Here is a 20,416-nt window from a genome sequence, read left to right as displayed (position 1 = left end):
CGTGGCGACCGGCACCCCGGCGCGCGCGCCGATCCGTTGGCAGGTGGGCCGGCTGGTGGAGCGCCGGGTCGAGACGCCGAGCGCCCAGACCCTGGTGCTGGAGGTGCCGGAGTGGTCGGGGCACCTGCCCGGGCAGCACGTCGACGTGCGGCTGACCGCGCCGGACGGCTACCAGGCGGCCCGGTCGTACTCGATCGCCGGGCCGGTGGTGGACGGTCCCGGCGGCCCGCGCATCGAGGTGACCGTGCAGCGGGTGCACGACGGAGAGGTGTCGCCGTACCTGATCGACGTCTTTGGTCCCGGCGACCCGGTGGAGGTGCGCGGACCGCTCGGCGGCTGGTTCATCTGGCGGCCGGAGGAGACCGCACCGGTGCAGTTGGTCGCCGGCGGTTCCGGCATCGTGCCGCTGATGGCGATGATCCGGGCGCGCCGGGAGACCGGCAGCCGGGTGCCGTTCCGGCTGGTCTACTCGGTGCGGACGCCAGACGACGTGATCTACGCCGACGAGTTGCGCCGCCGGGTCCGCGACGACTTCGGGCTGGACGTGGCGTACGTGTACACCCGCGAGGCGCCCGAGGGCTGGCGCGGCGAGCCGCACCGGATCGGCCTGGCCGACGTGAACACCCACGGCTGGCCGCCGGACCTGGAACCGCTCACCTACGTGTGCGGTCCGACCGGGTTCGTGGAGGCCGTGGCCGACCTGCTGGTGGGGCTGGGCCACCCGTCGCGGCGGGTGAAGACCGAACGCTTCGGCCCCACCGGCTGAGCCCGTCGCCCACCCAACGCCGAGGAGACCCGATGACCGAGATGTCGTACCTGGACGGCAACATGCTCGACGGCCCGCTGCGCGAGCTGTTCGCCGTCGACCTGAGCACCGCGACGGGTCGCTGCGATAACTGCGGGATGACCGGCTCGATGGCCAGCCTGCACGTCTTCTCGCACGCCCCGGGCCTGGTCGCACGCTGCCCGTCCTGCGAGGAGGTGATGCTGCGGCTGGTCCGCGGGCCCGACCGGGCGTGGCTGGACCTGCGCGGCACCACCTTCCTCCAGGTGCCGATGCCGATGGAGCAGACGTTCCCCGGCCCGCTCTGACGCGAGGCGGGCCTTCACCGAGCGCGGCCCCTTCAGACGCGGAGGCGATCGTAAGCCCGCGCGAGATCATCCGCCCAGGCCGAATTGTGGTCACGCTCGAACGCACGGTGCAGCCGGTCGCGGGTCGCGTCGCGACGTAGCCAGTCGCCAAGAGCGCTCGGCTTCTGGGCCGCGAAGTTGAGTCCGTTCACCGTCTCGGCGAGGTGACGGTCTGCCGATGCGGTGAGCGTGACGTCCCAGATGTGAAGGAACCGGTCGGTGCTCTCGCCGATGAGAAGGGTCGCATCGAGGAAGGTCACCGCGTCGAGAAACGACTCGAACCGGGACGGGTGGCCTGCCAGCACCGACCGCCACACCGCGTCGAGGTACCCGTCGACGGCTTCCTGCTCGACCTGTGGCCAGGTACGCCACTCCTCGTGGGAGAACTTGCCGAAAACGATGTGCGGGTCGAGCTCCCCTGACATGACCAGACGCTCCAGCAGCACCGGCAGCAGACTCTTCACGTCGTCGCGGCTGCCGACCGTATTGCCGAGGCTGATGGTCAGTGCGAACAAGTCGTGATCGTCGACGAGCACCGAGCCCCGGCAATGCGGGCAGCCGTCCAGCACCCTCCGGCGCGGGTACCGGACGAACGCGTCCTGAACCCGCGCCATCGCGGCCAACAATTCGTCATCCACCGGTCGATCCTCGCATCCGCAACGGATCCGACCCGGCCACCGACAGCGCCCGGTGTCAGGCGACCGCGAACGTGTGTCCGCGGGGCGAAGTCGACGGACCGTCGATCATGCCCGCGACGCGGCGCCGCCCGGCTGTGTCAGGGGTGCCAGGCCGCACGAGGTCGCGAAACCCGCGGCCTCGATGCCGAGGGCGACGTTCGTACGCGCGGCCTGGTTCGCCAGCGCGATCCAGGCGGTGAGTTCGACCAACGCCGGCACCCCGAGCTGCTTGAGCAGCCGAGCGGAGAGTTCGTCGGTGACGGTCGGTGGGGTCTGCGACATCGCCTCGGCGTACTCCAGGACGTCGCGCTCCCGTGGCGTGAAGACGTCGGACTCCCGCCAGCGCGGCACCTCGCGGGCCTTGGCCGCGTCGAGCCCTTCGTTGTGCGCCATGAAGTACCCCAGGTCGAGGCAGAACGAGCAGCCGATCAGGGAAGCCACCGCCATGTGGGCGTAGGACTTCAGATCCTTGTCGCACTCGTTCCACTTTGCGGCCTTCTGGCTGAGGCTGAAGCCGAACTTGAGCACCTGCGGGTGGTGCCACAGCACGCCGAGCGCCTCCGGCACCTCGCCGAACTTCTTCCTGCTGAATCTTTTCAGGACGGCGCCGTAGAGGCCGGTGATCTCGGCCTGGGGAATCCGGGTGTTGCTGGTCATGTCTCCTCCTCGTCGGGTGGGTCTCGGCATGGAGACACCGGCCGGGGTGGAGCTGTGACAGCACACGCGAGGTCAGTCCGGTGGAGGCCGCCGCCGCTTGGATCGCTCAACCGGCCCGCTGCCCACGTGAGACAGTGGTTCATGCCATTGAGCAGCTATCACGTGAGAACGTCGATCGCCGTGTCCGACATACAGCAGGCGATCGCGTTCTACGAAGGCAAACTGGGCCTGCCCGTGCTGCGGTCCGGTCCCAGCGCCGCCATCGCCGACGGCAGCCGCATCTATGGTTCTGGTGGCGGGCCGGCGCTGAATGTGTACCAGTCGGTCACTGCGGGGAAGACCCCGGCGACGCTGGCGACGTGGTACGTCGACGACCTCGACCAGATCGTTGACGAGCTTGTCGCGTCCGGCGTCGAGTTCACCCGCTACGACCAGTTCGAACACGACGCCAAGGGGATCACCGCTCGGGCCGGTGGTGGACGTATCGCGTGGTTCCAGGACCCGGACGGCAATACCTTCGCCCTCGAAGCCGACGTCTGACGCTCACGGAGCGATAGCCGCGACTGGGCTCAGGCAAAGCCGGTCGGGCACAATGCGTCGGTGTCAGATCTCTCTGGGCCGCTCGGCTACCGCCTCATCACCGGACCCGATGATGCTGAATTCTGCGCCCGCGTCAGCGGCCTTCTCGACCAGGGCTATCAGCTGTACGGGTCTCCGGCGCTGACCTTCAACGGTGAACGCGTCATCGCCGCTCAAGCGTTGGTGCTGTCGCGCTCCGTCGGCGAGGAATAGTCGAGGATCTCACCGCGCTGCTGACCTCGGTGGGGGAGCGCTGAGGTCGAGACAGTTACCGCTCCCGGACGGCGTAGGTCAGGTGCGTCACCCTCGGGGAGGGCTCCGCGCGGACCGGCTCCAGGGCCACGCGGGCCGCGTCCACGCCCTCGAACAGGCGGATTCCGGAGCCGAACAGCACGGGCGACAGCGCGATCGAGAACTCGTCGATCAGGCCGGCATTCACGTACTCCAGGATCGTCTCGGCGCCGCCGGCGATGCGGACGTCGCGGTCGCCGGCGGCCTCGCGGGCCTGGTCGAGCGCGGGCTCGATGCCATCGTTGACGAAGTGGAAGGTGGTCCCACCCGGCCGCTCCCAGGGGTCACGCTTCTCGTGCGTCACGACGAAAACCGGCGTGTGGAACGGTGCCTCCTCCGGCCACGCCTGCTCGCCGGCGTCGAACATGCGCTTGCCCATCACGCTCGCGCCGGTGCGCTCGAACGTCGCCCGCACGATGTCGTTGTCGCGCCCTTCCTCGCCGCCCTCGCCAAGCTTCAGGTTCTCCCGGAGGAACCGCTGCGGGAAGATCCACGCCTGCAGTTCCATCCACTGCTGCCCCATCAAGTCCCCGAGGGACTCGGGCGCGATGAAACCGTCCAGCGACATCGACACGCTGAAGAACACCTTCCCGGCCATCAGCCCTCAGCTCCCTTCCGAACGTTCTCGGTGACGTAGGCAGCCAGGTTGCTCAGGGTCTGCTGGCCGCCCTCGATCGCGTGGTACTTCTCGACCGCCTCGTCGCGCAGCTCCTTCGTGGGGAACACCGTGCGCATCTCGATCCGGGTCGCCGCCCCGTCGGGCGCGAACGTGAGGACCGACTCGAAGGCGTTCGGGTCGCCGCGGGACTCACCGTGCAGCAGCGCGATCCCCTCCGGCGGGACGATCTCGGTCCAGGAGATCCACTCCTGGTAGTCCGTCCCGTCCGGCCCGTGCATCACGAAGTCCCAGACTCCGCCCTCGCGGAACTCGAACGACCGCGTGGTCGTGGTGAACCCCTCCGGACCCCACCACCGCGACAGGTGCCGCACCTCGGTGAACGCCTCGAACACCAGCTCCCGTGGGGCGTCGATGACCCGGGAGATCACGATCTCCCGGTCAGCCGTCGCGGACTGCGCTGGCGCTCCTCGTCCCATCTCGCTCATCAGCTACTCCTCCTGCCTTGCCTGCTTCAGGTCCTGCACGTACGCGTCCAACCGGTCGAAGCTCTCGTTCCAGAACCGCTCGAACCCGCCGGTCCACTCGTGGACCGGTCGCAGCCCGCGGGCGTCAAGGCCGTACAGGCGCTGCTTGCCCGCCTTGCGGTCCCGCACCAGCCCGACCTCCCGGAGCACCCGCAGGTGCTTGGACGCCCCCGGCTGGGTCATCCCCAGCTCCTGGGCCAACTCGGTCACCGGCCGCTCACCCGCTCGTAGCAGCAACAGGATCTCCCGGCGCTGCGGCTCGGCGATCGCGTTGAAGACGTCCGACGTCGTCGCTGCTCGTGCCATGGACGCCATCGTATACCCATATCGGCATGCGTCAAGCCAGGAGGAATCAGGCGGGTCTTGTCAGATGACGATCGTGACCCTTGCCAGCGGCTGCGGAAACACGCTCATCGCGGATGCCCTGGCTACTGCCGAATACTCGGGTGCGGGCGACCCGGCTCACCCCTAGGCTTCCGCTCCAAGGGCTGACAGGGCTCCCTCTCGACGTCGGTCAGTCAGTGGATCGGAGATGAGCAGAGCGATGACTTCTCAACTGTTCGCGGTCAGCTTCGATGCGAGCCAACCACTGCGTCTCGCGCAGTTCTGGTCCGGGGTCCTGGGTCGGGAGATGGTCGATGATCCGCACGACGGCGTCATGCTCCTGCCCAGTGCTGACACCGATTTCCGGATCCGCTTTGTTCCGAGCCAGGAGCCGAAGGTCGTCCAGAACCGAATGCACTTCGAGCTGACGAGCGGCTCCCTGGATGAGCAGCAGCAGACGGTGGCCAGGGCACTGGAACTCGGCGGACGGCACATCGACATCGGCCAGCTCCCGGAGGAGGAGCACGTGGTGCTCGCCGACCCGGAGGGCAACGAGTTCTGCGTCATCGAGCCGGGCAACAAGTTCCTGGCCGACTGCGGGTTCATCGGTGCGCTGTCCTGCGACGGTTCGCAGGAGGTCGGGTACTTCTGGAGCGAGGCGCTGGGGTGGCCGCTGGTCTGGGATCAGGACCAGGAGACCGCGATCCAGTCGCCGCGCGGCGGCCCGAAGATCACGTGGGGTGGGCCACCGTTCATGCCGAACGGAGGCCGGGATCGGGTGCGCTACGACCTCGCTCCACCTCTCGACGGTGATCGGCAGGTGGAGGTCGAACGTCTGCTCTCTCTCGGGGCGATGCGGATCGACGCCGACCAAGGTGGCGCCAGCCGGCTGGCGATGGCCGACCCCGACGGTGGCGAGTTCGGTCTGTTGACGCCCCGGTAGCGAGGTTGCCGCACCCGGCCATCGAGCATGACCTTGCGGCGGGCACGGGCAGGGGCACGGGCGGCGCGGGCGTGTGCGGTTGGACAGGGTGCGGGTTGGTCGGTCAGAGTGGTCGGCCGTGAGATACCTGCGTACCGGGGGTCCCGCCGCGATCCGCCGACCCCGACCGACCGACTCCGACGAGTTCGTCGCCGCTGCCCGGCGCAGCCGGGAGCTGCACCACCCGTGGCTGGCCGCGCCGGAGAGCCCGGAGGAGTACGACCGGTACCTGAGTCGGATCCGGCGTCGGGACAGCTCCGGCTACCTGGTCTGTGACCGGGCCAGCGGCGAGATCGCCGGCTACGTGAACATCAGCGGGATCGTGCTGGGCGCGCTGCGCGGGGGCTACCTGGGGTACGCGGCGTTCCAGCCGTACAGCGGCACCGGGCACGCCTCGGCGGGCATCGCCCTGGTCATCGACCACGCGTTCGGCGCGCTCGGGCTGCACCGGCTGGAGGCGAACATCCAGCCCGGCAACGAGCCGTCCCGGCGGGTCGCACAGAAGCTGGGCTTCCGGTTGGAGGGCTTCTCCCCGGACTACCTGTTCATCGACGGCGCGTGGCGCGACCACGAGCGGTGGGCGATCACGGCGCCGACGGCGACCTGAACGGCCGCCGGTCCCGCTCCACAGCCGGCCTGGAGGTCGCGCCGCCAATTCGCCGGTCGCGAGGCGTCAAGGGGACGACCGGGGCGGTCGAACGGGACCGTCCCGGCCGCCCGCCGCTCAGCTACCTGGTCGGGGGAACGCGACCGGGCTGCGCAGGCCGTCGCGGCCCACCGCGCGGATGCCGAAGAAGACGTTGTCCTTGGACAGGTCGATGCTGACCTGGGTGACGTCGCCGACCGGGATCACCCGCTGCCACTCGGCGGCCGTGGTCTCCCGCCACAGCACCTCGTAGCCGGCCAGGTCCGGCTCGTCGCCGCGCTGCCAGCGCAGCGTCGTGTTGTTGGTCAGATCGGTGGTCACGATGATCGCGGCCTTGGGCGTGCCGGGCGCCTGGGCCAGCGACCAGAGCGCCGCGCCGTTGACCCGGGCCACCCGGGCGATGTACCCGAAGTCGCAGAACTCGGGGAGGTCACCGAACTGTTGCCCGTCCTGCACCCGGACGTCCTGGTGCTGGTGGGCGAAGTCCTCGTTCGGCTCGGTGAACCGCGCCGCCGGCCAGCCCTCCCGCAGGAACGAGATGTGGTCGCTGCCCCGCAGGTAGCGATCCCGCCGGTAGATCACCCGCACCCGCATGCCGGTGGCGTCGTTGTCCGCCACGTCCCGGACGAAGCGGGCGAGCTGCCGCGACGGTGAGTCGTTCTCGCCGCCGACGGACTGCCGGGTGCTCGCCTCCGCCGGGGTCTCCGCCGTCGGCACTCCCTCGGCGAACAGCCGCACCGCGTACGGGTCGCGGGTGCCGTCGTCGGCCGTACTGCTGCCGACGATGTCGTCGCTGAACATGCCATGCACGTCCGCGCCGGCCGCCTTGAGCTGTTGGGCCAGGTACGCCGAGCCGTACAGCCCCTGCTCCTCGGCGGCGACCGCGGCGAAGACGATGGTGGCCGCGGTGGGCCGGGTGGCCATCAACCGGGCGAGTTCCATGACCACGGCCACCCCGGAGGCGTCGTCGTCGGCGCCGGGTGAGTCGCTGACCGCGTCCATCACGTCGGTGACCCGGGAGTCGTAGTGGCCGGTCACCACGTAGGTGCGGTTCGGGGAGCTCTGGCCGCGCAGGGTGGCGACCACGTTGGTGATCCGGGTCGCGGTGGGGATCCGCGAGGCCGGCTGTTGGACGTACGACTGGAGTTCGACGCTCATCCGGCCGCCGGAGGTGGCCGCGTACTCCTGCATCCGGGCGAAGATCCAGTCCCGGGCGGCGCCGATGCCCCGCTGCGGGTCGTCCTGGCTGGAGAGGGTGTGTCGGGTGCCGAACGCGGCGAGCCGGCGCACGATCGCCTCGATCCGCCGGGGGTCGACCTGGCGCAGCAGTTCGCGCAGCTCACGGTCGGGCCGCTGGGGGCGGGTCGGGCGGCCGGGGCCGGTGGGCGGGGCGTCGGCGGCGGCCGGCGCGGCGAGCGCGGGCACCGCCACGCTGGCGGCGGTCGCCGCGGTGGCGGCAGCCGAGGCGGACAGGAAGGTGCGGCGGGTGGACCTCGTGGGTCGGTCGCCGGTGTCGTCAGATCCCATTCCGGCATCTTCTCCATCGATGGCAGCACCTGTCTACATCGCCGGACGTGGATGTTCCACGGCTTTCACCCGAACCGGGTGATGACTCGTGGCGCTCGGCGTTCCTACGGTGGGTGGTATGGCTGTCGTGCGCGCCACCCCCACGAACCCGAACCCGGGCCTGCTCGCGGAGGCGCCCGGGGAGGGCGGTGACCAGCGGGCCATGCCGCCCGAGTTGGGCCACGACGCGCTCGCCGTGCTCAGCGGGCCCACGTTCATGTACTCCAACCCGTCCGGTGACGTGCCGCCGGGCAGCATCGGTGGGCTCGTGCATCTGGACACCCGGCTGGTCAGCGGCTGGACGGTCACCCTCAACGGCGGCGAACTGCTGGTGCTGCGCGCCGCGACCATCGACCACTACTCGGCGCAGTACGTGCTGACCCACCCGGAACTGCCCGGGCTGCCCCCGGACAGTCTGAGCCTCCGGCGGCTGCGCTACGTCGGCGACGGCTTTTACGAGCGGCTGGAACTGGCGTCGTTCCGGCCGGAGCCGGTCCGGGTGGAACTGCGGCTGGCCGTCGCCGTCGACTTCGCCGACCTGTTCGAGGTCAAGTCGGTGGTCCGGGACCGGTCCGCGGAGATCGCCCGCAACCACGCAGCCGACGGGTCCGAGCTGTGCTTCTCCTACCGCCACGGAGACTTCTCCGCGCAGACCCGGGTGTGCTGCTCGGTGCCGGCCGACCGGATCGAGGGCGACGACCTGGTCTGGGATCTGCACCTGCACCCGCGCCAGGAGTGGAAGGTCGACCTGCACGTGCCGTTGCCGTCCGGGTTCGGGGTGGTCGAGGCGGTCCGGGGTGACATCGCCGACGTGATCCACCGCCGGGCCGACGACCCGCGGCGCCGGTGGACCAGCGACCGGGCGGTGTTGCGCAGCGACAACGAGGCCCTGGAACGCACGGTGGGCAGGTCCCGCGACGACATCGCCGCGCTGCGGCTCGACCTGGAGGTCAAGGGCCAGCGGATCCTGCTGCCCGGTGCGGGGTTGCCGTGGTTCCTCACCGTCTTTGGCCGGGACACGCTGATCACCGCGTACCAGACGCTGGTCGCCGGGCCGGCGCTGGCCAAGGGGGCGTTGCTCGCGTTGGCCCGGCTCCAGGGCGACGCGTGCGACGACTTCACCGACGAGGAGCCCGGCAAGATCATGCACGAGGTGCGCAGCGGCGAGCTGACCCGCACCGGGGCCAAGCCGTACGCGCCCAACTACGGCACCGCCGACGCCACCCAGCTCTGGCTGATCCTGCTCTCCGAGTACTGGCGGTGGACCCACGACCAGGAGACCGTGCGTCACCTGCGGGACAACGCGCTCGCCGCGCTGCGCTGGATCGACGATTACGGCGACCGGGACGGCGACGGATACGTCGAGTACGCCACCCGTTCCCGGGAAGGGCTGGGCAACCAGTGCTGGCGGGACTCTCCGGACGGCATCTGCTTCGCCGACGGCCGGATCCCGGTGCTCCCGCTGGCCACCTGCGACCTGCAGGGCTACACCTACGACGCGAAGCTACGGCTGGCCGAGCTGTTCGACGGGCCGTTGGACAGTCCCGACCTGGCGCGGCGGTTGCGTGACGAGGCGGGCACCCTGTACGAGCGGTTCAACCGGGACTTCTGGATCGAGGAGCGGGGCGGTTACTACGCGGTCGCGCTGGACGGCGACAAGAACCCGGTCGACGCGAAGACCTCCAACATGGGTCACCTGCTGTGGAGCGGGATCGTGCCGCCGGCGCGGGCCGGCGCGGTGGTACGCCAGCTCATGTCGCCGAACATGTTCTCCGGCTGGGGCATCCGCACGCTGTCCCGGGAGGAGCGGCTCTACAACGCCCTCGGCTACCACCTCGGCACGGTCTGGCCGCACGACAACTCCATCGCCGTGCTCGGCCTGGCCCGGTACGGCTACCGGGCGGAGGCGAACCGGATCAGCCTGGCGATGTTGGACGCGGCCGAGCAGTTCGACCACCGGCTGCCCGAGGCGCTCAGCGGGTACCCGCGGGAGCGGCTGCTGTTCGCCGTGCCGTACCCGACCGCGTGCAGCCCGCAGGCGTGGGCGGCCGGCACCCCGCTGGCCCTGGTCCGCGCCATGCTCGGCGTCAACCCGGTCGAGGGACGGTTGATGCTCGATCCGGACATTCCGGAAGAGTTGGGCCGGATCACCGCCGAGCGGGTCCGCGCCTTCGGCCGACTGTGGGCGGTGGAAGCGGTGCGGACCACCGGCCACGTCCGGCTCCAGCCGAGCTGACATTCTCGCCCGCCAGCGCCACCCGTTCGCCCACCGCGCCCGCCGGCCCGGTTGTTCGACGTTTGTCCCGGCCTTCGACGGGAAACGGCCCGCAATGACGAAACCTCGTGTGGTGATCGTGGGGGCCGGGTTCGCCGGTTACCACGCGGCGAAGACGTTGAGCCGGCTCGCCCGGGACCGGGCCGAGATCGTGGTGCTGAACTCCACCGATTACTTCCTCTATCTGCCGCTGCTGCCCGAGGTGGCGGCCGGGGTGGTCGAGCCCAAGCGGATCGCGGTGCCGCTGACCGGGACGCTGAAGGGCGTACGGGTGGTGATCGGCGAGGCGGATCACGTCGACCTGCAGAACCGCTGGGTCGGCTTCACCCAGCCGGAGGGGGACAAGAACCGGCTGGCGTACGACCGGTTGGTGCTCGCCGTGGGCAGCGTCAACAAGTTGCTGCCCATCCCCGGGGTGACCGAGTACGCGCACGGCTTCCGCGGCCTGCCCGAGGCGGTCTACCTGCACGACCACGTGGTCCGCCAGATCGAGCTGGCCGAGCAGGCCGAGGACCCGGCCGAGCAGCGGGCCCGATCCACCTTCGTGGTGGTCGGCGCCGGTTACACCGGCACCGAGGTCGCCGCGCACGGGCAGTTGTTCACCGACGCGTTGCAGGCCCAACGGCCCCGGCTCACCGTCCGCCCGCGCTGGATGCTGCTCGACGTCGCGCCCCGGGTGCTGCCGGAGCTGGACAAACGGATGTCGCAGACCGCGCACAAGGTGCTCGACCGGCGCGGGGTGGACGTGCGGATGGGCACCTCGGTGGCCGAGGCGACGGCCGACGGGGTGAAGCTCACCGACGGCGAGTACATACCCACCTGCACCCTCGTGTGGTGCGTGGGGGTACGCCCCGACCCGTTCGTCAACGAGTTGGGCCTGCGTACCGAGAAGGGCCGCCTGGTGGTCGACGAGTTCCTCACCGTCCCCGGCTACCCCGAGGTGTACGCCTGCGGCGATGCCGCCGCCGTGCCCGACCTGACCCGCCCCGGCCAGGTCTGCACGATGACCGCCCAGCACGCCCAACGGCAGGGCAAGCTCGCGGCGCACAACATCGCCGCGTCGTACGGGTTCGGGCAGCGCAAGCCGTACAAGCACCACGACCTGGGCTGGGTGGTCGACCTGGGCGGCAAGGACGCGGCGGCGAACCCGTTGCACGTGCCGCTGGCCGGACTGCCCGCCAAGGCGGTCACCCGTGCGTACCACCTGATGGCGATGCCGGGCAACCGGAGCCGGGTCGGCGCCGACTGGGCGTTGGACGCGGCGCTGACCCGGCCGGCGGTCCAGCTCGGCCTGGTCCCGGCGAACGCGGTTCCGCTGGAGAGCACCTCACCCGAGGTCGCGGCCCGGTCCCGCTGAGCACCGCCCGATCCGGCCGGTCAGCCCTGGCGGGCGGGACCGGCCGGTCGGCGTCGCTGGTCGGTGGCTGTGGCCGGCGGGGTGGCGCGCAGGCGGCTCGGGCCGTACTCGCGCAGCAGGGTCTGGACGATGCCGGCGGCCGGGATGGCCAGCAGCGCGCCGAGCAGGCCGGCCAGCTCCGCCGCGAGCAGCACGCTGACCAGCACGGTCAGCGGGTTGAGCCGGACCGCGCGGGACAGGATGAGCGGCTGGAGCAGGTGGTTCTCCACCTGCTGGTAGACCACGAAGAAGACCAGCACCACGATCCCGGCGGTGGGGGAGTGCACGAAGCCGGCTCCCGCCGCGATCACCGCGCCGAGTGTCGCGCCGACCAGCGGGATCAGGTCGGCCACCGCCACCAGCAGGCCGATCACGGCGGCGAACGGCACCCCGGTGAGGGTCAGCACCACGAAGGTCAACAACCCGCAGATCACGCTGATCAGCAGGTTGCCGGTGAGGTAGCCGGTGACGCTGCGGGAGACCTCCCGGCCCACCCGGCGTAGCCGCTCGGCCTGCCCGTCCCCGGCCGCCACCAGCACGCCACGGGTGATCCGCGGCGCCTCCAACACCATGAGGTACGCCATCACGATGACCGTGACCAGCCCGGCGACCGTCTCCACGACGCCGCGCAGCACGCCGACCGCGGGTTGGCGCAGCCGGTCGCCGAAGTCCCGTAGCTGATCGGAGTGCCCGGAGACGTACCGCAGGGCACCGGTGCGCTCCAGCAGACTCCCCAGCTGGCCGCGACCGGCGCGCGCGTCGCGCAGCAGCTCCGGCGCCCGTTCGGCGAACCGCTCCAGCTCGTCCAGCAGCGGCACCAGGATGACGGCGATCAGGATCGACAGCGTCACGAATGCGGCGAGGAACACCAGCAGCGTGGCCAGCGCCCGCCGGCGCACGAAGCGACGTTGCAGCCGGTCCACCAGCGGCTTGAGCGCGACGGCGAAGAAGGCGGCCACGACGGCCCAGACCAGCACTCGGCGGGTCGCGTACACGAAGGCCAACGCGAACGCGGTCGCCAGCACCAGACCGATCACGATCAGCGTCCGGCGGGCGGTCAACCGGGTGTCGGCGTCGCTCACCCGCCGCACCTTCCCCGCGCCCACCTCCGGAAACCCAGCTCCCGCGCTCATCACCCGGCGGTGCGTGAGTGTTGGGGGATCCCCACCGCCGAGCGTCAACCGATCATGGCTGGCCCGGCTGGTCGGCGTCGGTGATCGGGTGGGCGCCGGCGACGAAGGCATCGAGCGCGGCGTCGTGCAGCAGGCTGCCGGGCACCGGGTCGCGCAGGGCGGCCACCGCCAGCCGGCCGACCGGCAGCCCGCTGGGCCGGGGCGTCGCGGCGAGCACCAGGTTGCCGTAGCGCCGGCCACGCAGCATTCGCCGGTCGCCCAGCACGCACACGTCGCCGAAGACCGCCCGCAGCGTGGCCACCTGTGCACGGGTGCCGACCAGGGGCGGTAGGTCCGTGACGTTGACCAGGTAGAGCCCGTCCGGACGCAGGGTCCGGGCCACCTCGGCGGCGAACTCCACGGTCCGTACGTGCCGGGGCATCTGGGCCGCCCGGTAGATGTCGGCGACCACCAGGTCGTACCGGCCCGCCGGGGTGGCCGCGACCGCGTCCCGGGCGTCGGCGACCTCCACCTCCACCTCGGGCGGCAACGGCGGCAGCTCCCGGGCGACCAGCTCGACCACCGCCCGGTCCCGCTCGACGACACGCTGCCGGGAGCCGGGCCGGGTGGCAGCCAGCCAGCGGGGCAACGTCAACGCGCCCCCGCCCAGGTGCAGAACGCTCAGCGGGGTGCCCGCCGGTGCCGCCAGCTCCACCGCCGAGGCGATCCGGCGGACGTACTCGAAGTGCAGGTGTCGAGGATCCTCGACGTCCACGTACGACTGCTCGACGCCGGCGGACAGCAGCGTCCGCCCGGTTCGGCGGACCGGGTCGCCGACCAGCTCCAGCCGGTCGGCGGCGCGGTTCATGACCGGCACGCTAGCCGAGCCGCCGGTGCGCGCCGATCGTGGCCCGGCCAGCCGGCACCGGGCGACGTCCGGTCCGTGACGGCGGTGCCGCAGCGGGGCCGGGCCGGGTCGACGCGGCCGGGCACGGCTGCGGGCCGGCGGAGCGGGGGGTGCCCCGCGTCCGCCGGCCCGCGTGCGCCGGTGCGGCCGGTCAGCCGCTGGCCATCCCGGCCCCCACCTCGTCGATCGCGTCGTCGATCTGGCGGGCGAGGTCCACGTCCAGCGCGGTCACCCCGTTGGCCTGGTTGGTCCGCACGGTCAGCACGGCGGCCGTGTCTCCGGGGCGCCCGATGCTCGGGCCACGGCCGGTCTCCTGGCGCAGCTGGTCGAGCCGGGCGAGCACCCGGTCCAGGTTGTCCGGCGGCAGCGCGACCACCCGGTACAGGGCGACGCTGTCGCCGGCCCAGTACGGCAGGTCGTCCAGGGCCGCCCGCAGCTGTTCCGCGTCCAGGGTGGGTGTGGTGGTGGAGGCGCCGACGATGCCGCCGCCGGCCTCCGGCGGGTTCAACAGTTCCCGCAGGCCGTCGGGCACGTGCAATGACTCGACCAGGTCGCCGTCGTGGTCGGCGAGCGCGGCGAGCGTCGCCTCCGCCTGGTATCGGGCCTGCTCCGGCGTACGGCCGCTGATCCGGCCCACCTCGGCCAGGAAGCCAGGCAGGTCCCGGTGCCGCTCGATGCCGTCGACGGGCAGAACGTCGTGCAGCGAGTTCGGCACCGCGGTGAGCAGCAGCTGCCGCTCCGCCGCGTCCAGGGCGAAGGCCAGGACCAGGACGGTCGCCTCGGTGCCCACCTTGGCCGTCTTGAAGTCGACCCCGGCCCGGCGCCGGACCTCGTCGACCAGTTCGTGGTAGCCCATGCTGTTCACCCCGGTCGCGCCGGCCCCGGCGGACGGTTGCGGCCGGGGATTCTCGGCGGCTCCGACTGCCGGCGGGGCCGGTCCACCGCGCGTGGTGTCCGGCTTGTGCCGTCCGGCCGGTGCTGGGCCGGTCCGCTTGCCCTGGTCCAGGCTGGTGAGCTGCTTGGAGGCGCTCAGGCTGGCGCCGAACTCGCTGGGCTGGCGGCCCTGTTCGCGGGCCTGCCGGGCGAGCGCCCGGCGCCGCTGGTTGTCGCCCTCCATCTGCTTGCGCATGGTGACGCCCCTTTCGCTGGGGATCGTGCGTGCGCCCATCGCCTTCCCGTCGTCCCGGAAGCCGAAACGGACGCCGCCGGGCGGGTCGGCCGGGACTCGGTGGGCTTCATCCGGCGCGGGTGAGGGCCGCTCACCCGCGCGACCAGCAGGATCGGCCCAGGACCGGAGTTCTTCCGAGGTACGCGGAAGGAAGGTCGTCATGAAACGGATCGTCGAGATCGTCCCCGCCCGACCCGGCTGGTACGCCCGCTGGCAGCTCACGCCCGACGCCACCCGGTGCTACCCGGTGAGTCTGTGGGCGCTGCTGGAGGAAGCCGACGGAACGGGTCGGGAAGTGGTCGGGATGGACTGCATCGGCCAATGGCCGGGCGCGGACGACAACGAGGTGGGTGGGGACTTCGTCCGTTATCTGTACCAGACGCCCGATTCGGGGGAACCCGCGGACGTCGACCCCGCGCCGACCGGCGAGCTTCGTGACAGCGGACCCCGGCTTCAGCCGATGACCGCACCCTAGACATTCCTCCGGCCCCCGACCCCAGGTCCCAGGGTCGGGGGCCACCCCCTGCCCGGGGCGGCCCGGTGGGCGCCGATCAGCCGATGGCGCGCACGTTGTCGCCGACGGGCTCCACTGCCAGCAGTTGGGCCAGCCCGGTGCGGTCCAGCATTGCCTGGAGCTGCCGGCTGACCCCGATCAGCCGGATCGCGCCGGCGGCGCGGTGCACCATCAGCAGCGCGCTGAGCCCGGAGGAGTCGCAGAGGCTCACCCCGGTCAGGTCGATCATCAGCTGCTGGTGGCCGTCGCCGTGCAGCTCGGCCGCAGCCGCGACCAACTCGGGTGCGGTGTCGTAGTCGAGCTCGCCGCTCAGCCGCAGCCGGACGCCTCCGGCGTCGAGCCGGGTCATCTCGATGGTCAACAGCTGGGGGGACATCGCTTCATGTTCCCAGTCGACGGGCCGAACGCAAACCGGGGGCCATCAGGCCGGTGATACGAGGCGAGCGTAACGATCCAGGGCCGGGTCGGTCGGGCCTGCGGCGCGGGCCGCCAGCTGCCGTGCAGTGCCGCCAGGGGTGTGCCGGCGTAGGGTGACGGGAGAGTGCCGACCACAGGCGCCCGTTCCGGGTCGGGTCGGGTGGACGACAAGGAGTGAGGCTCAGCTGGTGACTACCGCCGACGTCAGGGACTGGGACCCGGGCGACGGACGGCTCTCCACGCCGAGCACCACAGCGGCCCCGGCGTGGTCCGCCGACGCATCGTCCCGGCCCGTGACCGCCCTGCCACCGCTGGCCCCCGACCCGGGTCTGGCCGCGCCCGACTACTGGTCCGAGGTCGTCGAGCAATTCCGCGAGGGCCTGGTGGTCTGTGACGCCGACGGCGTGGTGCGACACGTCAGCCCGGCGGCCGAGCGGCTGCTGCCCGAGGTGGTGCCCGGCGAGCTGCTCGCCGTGGCCGGCGTACCCGGGCTGAGCGACGGGAGGCCGGGCGGCTTCACCCATCGCGGGCGCCGGCTCGCCGCCCGCCGGGTGCCGCTCTCCGGCGGCCGCTGCTGCTGGTACGTCGAGGACGTCACCGAGAGCGTCAGCCGCGCCGATGCGCTGCTCGCCGAGCGGGCCCGCTCGGCCTTCCTGGCCGTGGTGGGCGACAAGCTGGGCAACCCGCTGCACCCAGACCGGGCCGCCGCAGCGGTCGTTCGGCTCGCCGTGCCGACCCTGGCCGAGGTGGCCGTGCTGGTGCTCGCCCCACGCCTGGGACGGGCCCGCTGGTGGCGGGCCTCCCGGGCCGACGACGAGGCACCGCTGGTGGACAGCGGCGTGCTGGCCGGCGGCGACCTGCCGGTGGCCATCGCCGAAGGGCTGACCGGGGTCGAGCCGCACGCGCTGGACTGGCTGGTGGAGCAGGCGGTCGACGCTGGCTGGCTCCCCGGCCTGACCGACGCCGAGAGCGCCGCCCGGGTCGTTCCGCTGCCGGGCCGGGACGCCCCGGTCGGGGTGCTCCTGGTCGCCCGCAGCGCCACCCACTGGTACGACGAGGACGACATGGAGCTGGTCCGCGCCTTCGCAGCCCGGGCCGGCGCGGCGTTGACCACCGCGCTGCTCTACCGCGACCAGGCGGAGGTGGCCGACACCCTGCAGGCCAGCCTGCTGCCAGTGGAGCCGGCCGAGGCCGTCGGTGTGCAGTGGGGCACCGCGTACCGGCCGGCGCAGGCGGGGTTGCGGATCGGCGGCGACTTCTACGGTTCGCACCAGCTCCCCGACGGCGGTTCGGTGTTCTTCCTCGGCGACGTGTCGGGCAAGGGCGTCGAGGCGGCCGTCTTCACCGGTCAGCTGCGCCAGTGCCTGCAGGCGCTGCACCGGGTGGAGTCGCATCCCGGGCGGTTGCTGCGGCTGCTCAACGACGCGCTGCTGGAGACGACCCTGGCGCACGGCCAGGGCCGTTTCGCCACCATGGTGCTGGGCGTGGCCCGCCCACAGCGCGACGGTGGTCTCACCCTCACCATGGCCGGCGGCGGGCACCTGCCGCCGCTGGTGCTGCGCGCCTCCGGCGAGGTGGAGTCGGTGCCGTTGACCGGCATGCTGATCGGCGTGGTGCCCGACCCGCGCGTCGGCGAGGTGACCGTCCAACTGGCCCCGGGCGAGACCTGCCTGCTCTACAGCGACGGGGTGACCGAGGCCCGTGGTGGCCGTCGTGGCGACGAGCAGTTCGGCCCGGAGCGGCTGCTCACCGCGCTGGCCGGTTGCGAGCGGATGCCGGCCCCCGCCCTGGCCGAGCGGGTCGAGCAGGTCACCTGCGACTGGTTGGCGGACGGCGACCACGACGACATCGCGGTGCTGGCGGTGCGTGCGGTCGGCCCGAGCAGGCGGCCGTCGCGGCACCTGCGCTCGGTGCCCGCACCCGCCGGCACGGACCAGCAGAGGGAGACCTGAGTGTGACCGCCCCGACCGCCGCCGCCGAGCCGATCGGCGCCTACCCCAGCTACCTGGACTGCCTCACCGACGCCGACGAGTACGCCGCGATCGACGTGGCGCTCGGCCTGCTCGACGCGGGTGTACCGGCCGAGCGGGTGCTGCTCGACCTGGTCGCGCCGGCCCAGGCGGAAGTGGGCGAGCGGTGGGCGCGCAACGAGTGGAGCGTCGCCCAGGAACACGCGGCCACCCACATCAGTGAGCGGGTGGTGGCGGCGGTGGCCGTGCACGCCAACCCGCGTCCGGCCGGCGGGCGGGTCGTGGTGGCTTGCATGGACGGTGAGTGGCACGCGTTGCCACCCCGGCTGGTTGCCGAGGTGCTGCGGCTGCGCGGCTGGCAGGTGACCTTCCTGGGTGCCAGCGTGCCCGCGGCGCACCTGGTGTCGTACCTGCACCGGCACGACGCGCACGCGGTCGCGCTGGCCTGCGCGCTGCCGATGCGGCTGCCGCAGGCGCACCGGATGATCGAGGCGTGCCGCCGCTCGGACGTACCGGTGGTGGTTGGCGGGCGCGGGTTCGGCGTGGACGGCCGCTGGGCGCGCCGGCTCGGCGCGGCCTGGGCGCCGGACGCGCCGTCGGCGGCCGAGTTGATCGCCGACGAGCGGGCGCTGCGTCGGGTGCCGCCTGCGCAGTTGTCCCACCTGACCGACGACGAGTACGCCGGCCTGGTCCGGCGCCGGGGTGAGCTGATCGACAGCGCCCTGGCCGATCTGCGGGAACGGGTCCCGGCGGCCCGGGCCTACACGGCCGCCCAGCTCGACTCGACCGTGAGCGACCTGGGCCACGTTGTGGACTTCCTGGCCGCCGCGCTCTACGTCGACGACGCCTCGCTGTTCACCGAGTTCGCCGAGTGGTTGGTGGGGATCCTGACCAGTCGCGGGGTGCCCGTCGCCGCGGTGGACCTGCCTCTGGCGCACTACGCCGCCGCGCTGCGCGACTTCCCCCGGGCGGTGCACGCGCTGGCCCTGGGCCAGGCCGCCCTGGCCGCTGCCGCAGCCCGCTGACCGTCCGCCGGGCGGCATCCCCAATCGATCACCGCGCCGTTCGGCCGACGGCACGCCCCTGCGTATACTTGCCGCACTGCAAACGTCCACTCAGCGGTGGGGCTAGGGGGAGAACGGTGACGTTCAGCGTCAGGCACGCCGGGCGCGAGGATGATGTCGTCTGCCTACGGCTCGCCGGTGAACTGGACCTGAGCACCGCCGCCGAGTTGGCCGCCGCGATCGACCGGCTCTCCGACGCCGGCGAGCACCGGGTGCTGCTCGACCTCACCGACCTCGCGTTCTGCGACTCCACCGGGATGGCCGTGTTCGTCCGGGGGGACAACCGGGCCGCGGCCGAGGGGGGCTGGTTGCGGCTCACCGGCGCCAACGGCCGGGTCGAGCGGGTGTTGCGGGTTACCGGTCTGGCCGACGTGTTGCGCTACCGTCCCGACACGGCCGACCCGGCGTCCCAGAGCGCCTCCTGATGGGCTAGATTTCCCCGCCAGCGCGGTGACCGTCGGTCCCGCGTCCGTCGACTCGAGGCAGGTAGTGATGGGCGCAGAGAGCCCGCAGCCGGTACGCATCCTGGTGGTCGACGACGACCCGGGCGACGTGCTGATGATCGAGGAAGCGCTGGCGGACTCGGACGTCGAGAAGGTCATCGACGTGGTCAACGACGGCGAGGAGGCGATGGAGTTCCTCCGCGCCGAAGGTCGGCACGCGGAGGCCCGCCGGCCGGACGTCATCCTGCTGGACCTGAACATGCCGCGGATGGACGGGCGGCAGGTTCTCGGTGCGGTGAAGCAGGACGAGGACCTGCGGACCATCCCGATCGTGGTGCTGACCACCTCCAACGCGGACACCGACATCGTCGGCAGCTACACCCTGCAGGCCAACGCGTACGTCACCAAGCCGATCGGCCTGGACGACTTCAACGACGTGGTGCGCCGGATCGACGAGTTCTTCGGCCGGGTGGTCGTGCTACCCAAGCGCGCCTGACGCGTTCCGCGCGCGCGGATGCTGAATATTTTTCCCGAACACCCTCGGTCGCTCCCGTAGCGGCCGAGGATCCAGGTGGGGAAGTAACAGCAGCTGCCTGGGGGGCGACAGTATGAGGTTCTCCGTCGTTGAGATCGGCTATGACCAGAGGCAGGTGGATTCCTGCCTGGATGAGCTGGGGATCCGGTTGTCCCGGCTGGCGGCGCGGGCGGAGGGCGCCGCCGGGGAGGCTCGGGAGTGGGACGAGATCCGCGAGGAGGCCACCTGGCTCAGCGGGCTGCTCCAGCGGCTGGACCTGGGCGACGCCGCGGTCGCCCGGCACGCCGGAGACGCGGTGCAGCGGGAGGCGGCGGAGATCCTGGCCCAGGCCCGGTTCGAGCTGGACGAGGCCCGCGACGAGGCTCGGCAGGTGCGCGAGCGGGCGTACGCGGAGGCCATGCAGGCCCGGCGCGACTTCGAGGCGGCGCTGTACGCCCGCCGGCGACGCGAGGCGCAAGTCGACGAGATCCTCAGCGGGTTGACCGTCGAGCCGGTACCCGCCGACACACCGACCGCGGCGGCCGGTACGGGCGTGCCGGCGACCCGGGTGGCCGCCGGAGGCGTGGACGCGGGAGCGGAGCCGCCGACCGGGGACGGCGCCCGCAGTCGCTGACACCCG

24 protein-coding genes are annotated in these 20,416 nt (G+C 72.0%); 14 read left to right on the top strand and 10 right to left on the bottom strand.

Annotation, left to right across the window (positions count from 1 at the left end; translation table 11 throughout):
- Nucleotide 1: 1 nt before the first annotated feature.
- Together OG990_RS12860 and OG990_RS12855 are read left to right on the top strand one after the other, a co-directional pair.
- Nucleotides 2–766, top strand: a complete 765-nt coding sequence (locus OG990_RS12860; RefSeq protein WP_355607898.1) for a ferredoxin reductase — start codon at nucleotides 2–4, stop codon at nucleotides 764–766.
- Between the two features lie 32 nt (nucleotides 767–798).
- A complete protein-coding gene (locus OG990_RS12855) occupies nucleotides 799–1,092 on the top strand; it encodes a DUF6510 family protein (protein WP_328417201.1) in 294 nt (97 codons plus the stop codon).
- A gap of 32 nt (nucleotides 1,093–1,124) precedes the next feature.
- Here OG990_RS12855 and OG990_RS12850 read toward each other — a convergent pair whose 3' ends face one another.
- Together OG990_RS12850 and OG990_RS12845 are read right to left on the bottom strand one after the other, a co-directional pair.
- Nucleotides 1,125–1,769, bottom strand: a complete 645-nt coding sequence (locus OG990_RS12850; protein ID WP_406080609.1) for a hypothetical protein — start codon at nucleotides 1,767–1,769, stop codon at nucleotides 1,125–1,127.
- Nucleotides 1,770–1,874: 105 nt separating this feature from the next.
- Entirely contained in the window at nucleotides 1,875–2,465 is a 591-nt protein-coding gene (locus tag OG990_RS12845; RefSeq protein WP_406080608.1) for a carboxymuconolactone decarboxylase family protein, read from the bottom strand.
- Nucleotides 2,466–2,627: 162 nt separating this feature from the next.
- Here OG990_RS12845 and OG990_RS12840 point away from each other — a divergent pair, with 162 nt between their 5' ends.
- Together OG990_RS12840 and OG990_RS12835 are read left to right on the top strand one after the other, a co-directional pair.
- Entirely contained in the window at nucleotides 2,628–3,005 is a 378-nt protein-coding gene (locus OG990_RS12840) for a VOC family protein (protein WP_355607603.1), read from the top strand.
- A 60-nt stretch (nucleotides 3,006–3,065) separates the two neighbouring features.
- Complete coding sequence (locus OG990_RS12835) at nucleotides 3,066–3,257, top strand: DUF1737 domain-containing protein (protein ID WP_328417193.1); 192 nt, start codon at nucleotides 3,066–3,068, stop codon at nucleotides 3,255–3,257.
- 55 nt (nucleotides 3,258–3,312) lie between these two features.
- On the opposite strand, the gene OG990_RS12830 is transcribed toward OG990_RS12835, so the two are convergent.
- Genes OG990_RS12830 through OG990_RS12820 form a run of 3 tightly spaced genes read right to left on the bottom strand, consistent with a single transcriptional unit; the run spans nucleotide 3,313 to nucleotide 4,784 of the window.
- Nucleotides 3,313–3,933: a dihydrofolate reductase family protein gene (locus tag OG990_RS12830; protein WP_406080606.1), complete on the bottom strand. Its 621-nt coding sequence runs from the start codon at nucleotides 3,931–3,933 to the stop codon at nucleotides 3,313–3,315.
- A complete protein-coding gene (locus tag OG990_RS12825) occupies nucleotides 3,933–4,439 on the bottom strand; it encodes an SRPBCC family protein (protein WP_328417189.1) in 507 nt (168 codons plus the stop codon). The genes OG990_RS12830 and OG990_RS12825 overlap by 1 nt, the downstream gene beginning before the upstream one ends.
- Before the next feature lie 3 nt (nucleotides 4,440–4,442).
- On the bottom strand, nucleotides 4,443–4,784 hold the full coding sequence (locus OG990_RS12820; RefSeq protein WP_168509396.1) for a metalloregulator ArsR/SmtB family transcription factor: 342 nt from the start codon (nucleotides 4,782–4,784) through the stop codon (nucleotides 4,443–4,445).
- A gap of 238 nt (nucleotides 4,785–5,022) precedes the next feature.
- On the opposite strand from OG990_RS12820, the gene OG990_RS12815 reads away from it, so the two are divergent.
- Together OG990_RS12815 and OG990_RS12810 are read left to right on the top strand one after the other, a co-directional pair.
- Nucleotides 5,023–5,745: a VOC family protein gene (locus tag OG990_RS12815; RefSeq protein WP_406080603.1), complete on the top strand. Its 723-nt coding sequence runs from the start codon at nucleotides 5,023–5,025 to the stop codon at nucleotides 5,743–5,745.
- Between the two features lie 118 nt (nucleotides 5,746–5,863).
- Nucleotides 5,864–6,391: a GNAT family N-acetyltransferase gene (locus tag OG990_RS12810; protein WP_406080602.1), complete on the top strand. Its 528-nt coding sequence runs from the start codon at nucleotides 5,864–5,866 to the stop codon at nucleotides 6,389–6,391.
- A 117-nt stretch (nucleotides 6,392–6,508) separates the two neighbouring features.
- On the opposite strand, the gene OG990_RS12805 is transcribed toward OG990_RS12810, so the two are convergent.
- On the bottom strand, nucleotides 6,509–7,957 hold the full coding sequence (locus tag OG990_RS12805; protein WP_406080601.1) for a M20/M25/M40 family metallo-hydrolase: 1,449 nt from the start codon (nucleotides 7,955–7,957) through the stop codon (nucleotides 6,509–6,511).
- A 118-nt stretch (nucleotides 7,958–8,075) separates the two neighbouring features.
- Here OG990_RS12805 and OG990_RS12800 point away from each other — a divergent pair, with 118 nt between their 5' ends.
- Nucleotides 8,076–10,232: a glycogen debranching N-terminal domain-containing protein gene (locus tag OG990_RS12800; protein WP_406080600.1), complete on the top strand. Its 2,157-nt coding sequence runs from the start codon at nucleotides 8,076–8,078 to the stop codon at nucleotides 10,230–10,232.
- 94 nt (nucleotides 10,233–10,326) lie between these two features.
- Nucleotides 10,327–11,628 (top strand): NAD(P)/FAD-dependent oxidoreductase, encoded by a 1,302-nt coding sequence (locus OG990_RS12795; RefSeq protein WP_328417178.1) that lies wholly within the window; start codon nucleotides 10,327–10,329, stop codon nucleotides 11,626–11,628.
- A gap of 20 nt (nucleotides 11,629–11,648) precedes the next feature.
- On the opposite strand, the gene OG990_RS12790 is transcribed toward OG990_RS12795, so the two are convergent.
- From OG990_RS12790 to OG990_RS12780, 3 genes are all read right to left on the bottom strand, one after another.
- Nucleotides 11,649–12,749 carry an AI-2E family transporter gene (locus OG990_RS12790; protein WP_406080598.1) on the bottom strand — a complete coding sequence of 367 codons (1,101 nt, stop codon included), beginning with the start codon at nucleotides 12,747–12,749 and terminating at the stop codon, nucleotides 11,649–11,651.
- Nucleotides 12,750–12,852: 103 nt separating this feature from the next.
- The gene (locus tag OG990_RS12785; protein WP_406080597.1) at nucleotides 12,853–13,647 is read right to left on the bottom strand and encodes a spermidine synthase; all 795 of its coding nucleotides are present in this window, start codon (nucleotides 13,645–13,647) and stop codon (nucleotides 12,853–12,855) included.
- Nucleotides 13,648–13,837: 190 nt separating this feature from the next.
- Complete coding sequence (locus OG990_RS12780) at nucleotides 13,838–14,815, bottom strand: DUF2267 domain-containing protein (protein ID WP_386991033.1); 978 nt, start codon at nucleotides 14,813–14,815, stop codon at nucleotides 13,838–13,840.
- Between the two features lie 199 nt (nucleotides 14,816–15,014).
- Here OG990_RS12780 and OG990_RS12775 point away from each other — a divergent pair, with 199 nt between their 5' ends.
- Nucleotides 15,015–15,329 (top strand): hypothetical protein, encoded by a 315-nt coding sequence (locus OG990_RS12775; RefSeq protein WP_328417170.1) that lies wholly within the window; start codon nucleotides 15,015–15,017, stop codon nucleotides 15,327–15,329.
- Nucleotides 15,330–15,405: 76 nt separating this feature from the next.
- On the opposite strand, the gene OG990_RS12770 is transcribed toward OG990_RS12775, so the two are convergent.
- On the bottom strand, nucleotides 15,406–15,744 hold the full coding sequence (locus OG990_RS12770; RefSeq protein WP_328417168.1) for an STAS domain-containing protein: 339 nt from the start codon (nucleotides 15,742–15,744) through the stop codon (nucleotides 15,406–15,408).
- Between the two features lie 229 nt (nucleotides 15,745–15,973).
- On the opposite strand from OG990_RS12770, the gene OG990_RS12765 reads away from it, so the two are divergent.
- The 5 genes from OG990_RS12765 (at nucleotide 15,974) to OG990_RS12745 (ending at nucleotide 20,410) form a co-directional block, all read left to right on the top strand.
- Complete coding sequence (locus tag OG990_RS12765) at nucleotides 15,974–17,737, top strand: SpoIIE family protein phosphatase (protein ID WP_406080596.1); 1,764 nt, start codon at nucleotides 15,974–15,976, stop codon at nucleotides 17,735–17,737.
- A 2-nt stretch (nucleotides 17,738–17,739) separates the two neighbouring features.
- The gene (locus OG990_RS12760) at nucleotides 17,740–18,780 is read left to right on the top strand and encodes a B12-binding domain-containing protein (RefSeq protein ID WP_406080594.1); all 1,041 of its coding nucleotides are present in this window, start codon (nucleotides 17,740–17,742) and stop codon (nucleotides 18,778–18,780) included.
- 116 nt (nucleotides 18,781–18,896) lie between these two features.
- Nucleotides 18,897–19,244, top strand: coding sequence for an STAS domain-containing protein (locus OG990_RS12755; RefSeq protein ID WP_328417162.1), 348 nt, complete (start codon nucleotides 18,897–18,899; stop codon nucleotides 19,242–19,244).
- Between the two features lie 67 nt (nucleotides 19,245–19,311).
- On the top strand, nucleotides 19,312–19,758 hold the full coding sequence (locus OG990_RS12750; protein ID WP_328417160.1) for a response regulator: 447 nt from the start codon (nucleotides 19,312–19,314) through the stop codon (nucleotides 19,756–19,758).
- A gap of 112 nt (nucleotides 19,759–19,870) precedes the next feature.
- On the top strand, nucleotides 19,871–20,410 hold the full coding sequence (locus tag OG990_RS12745) for an ATPase (RefSeq protein WP_355607642.1): 540 nt from the start codon (nucleotides 19,871–19,873) through the stop codon (nucleotides 20,408–20,410).
- The last annotated feature ends 6 nt before the right edge of the window (nucleotides 20,411–20,416 follow it).

The organism is Micromonospora sp. NBC_00858 (assembly GCF_045207365.1).
Classification (GTDB): domain Bacteria; phylum Actinomycetota; class Actinomycetes; order Mycobacteriales; family Micromonosporaceae; genus Micromonospora.
Note: the sequence above shows the minus strand (reverse complement) of the source record. Positions and strands in the feature narration are given on the sequence as shown.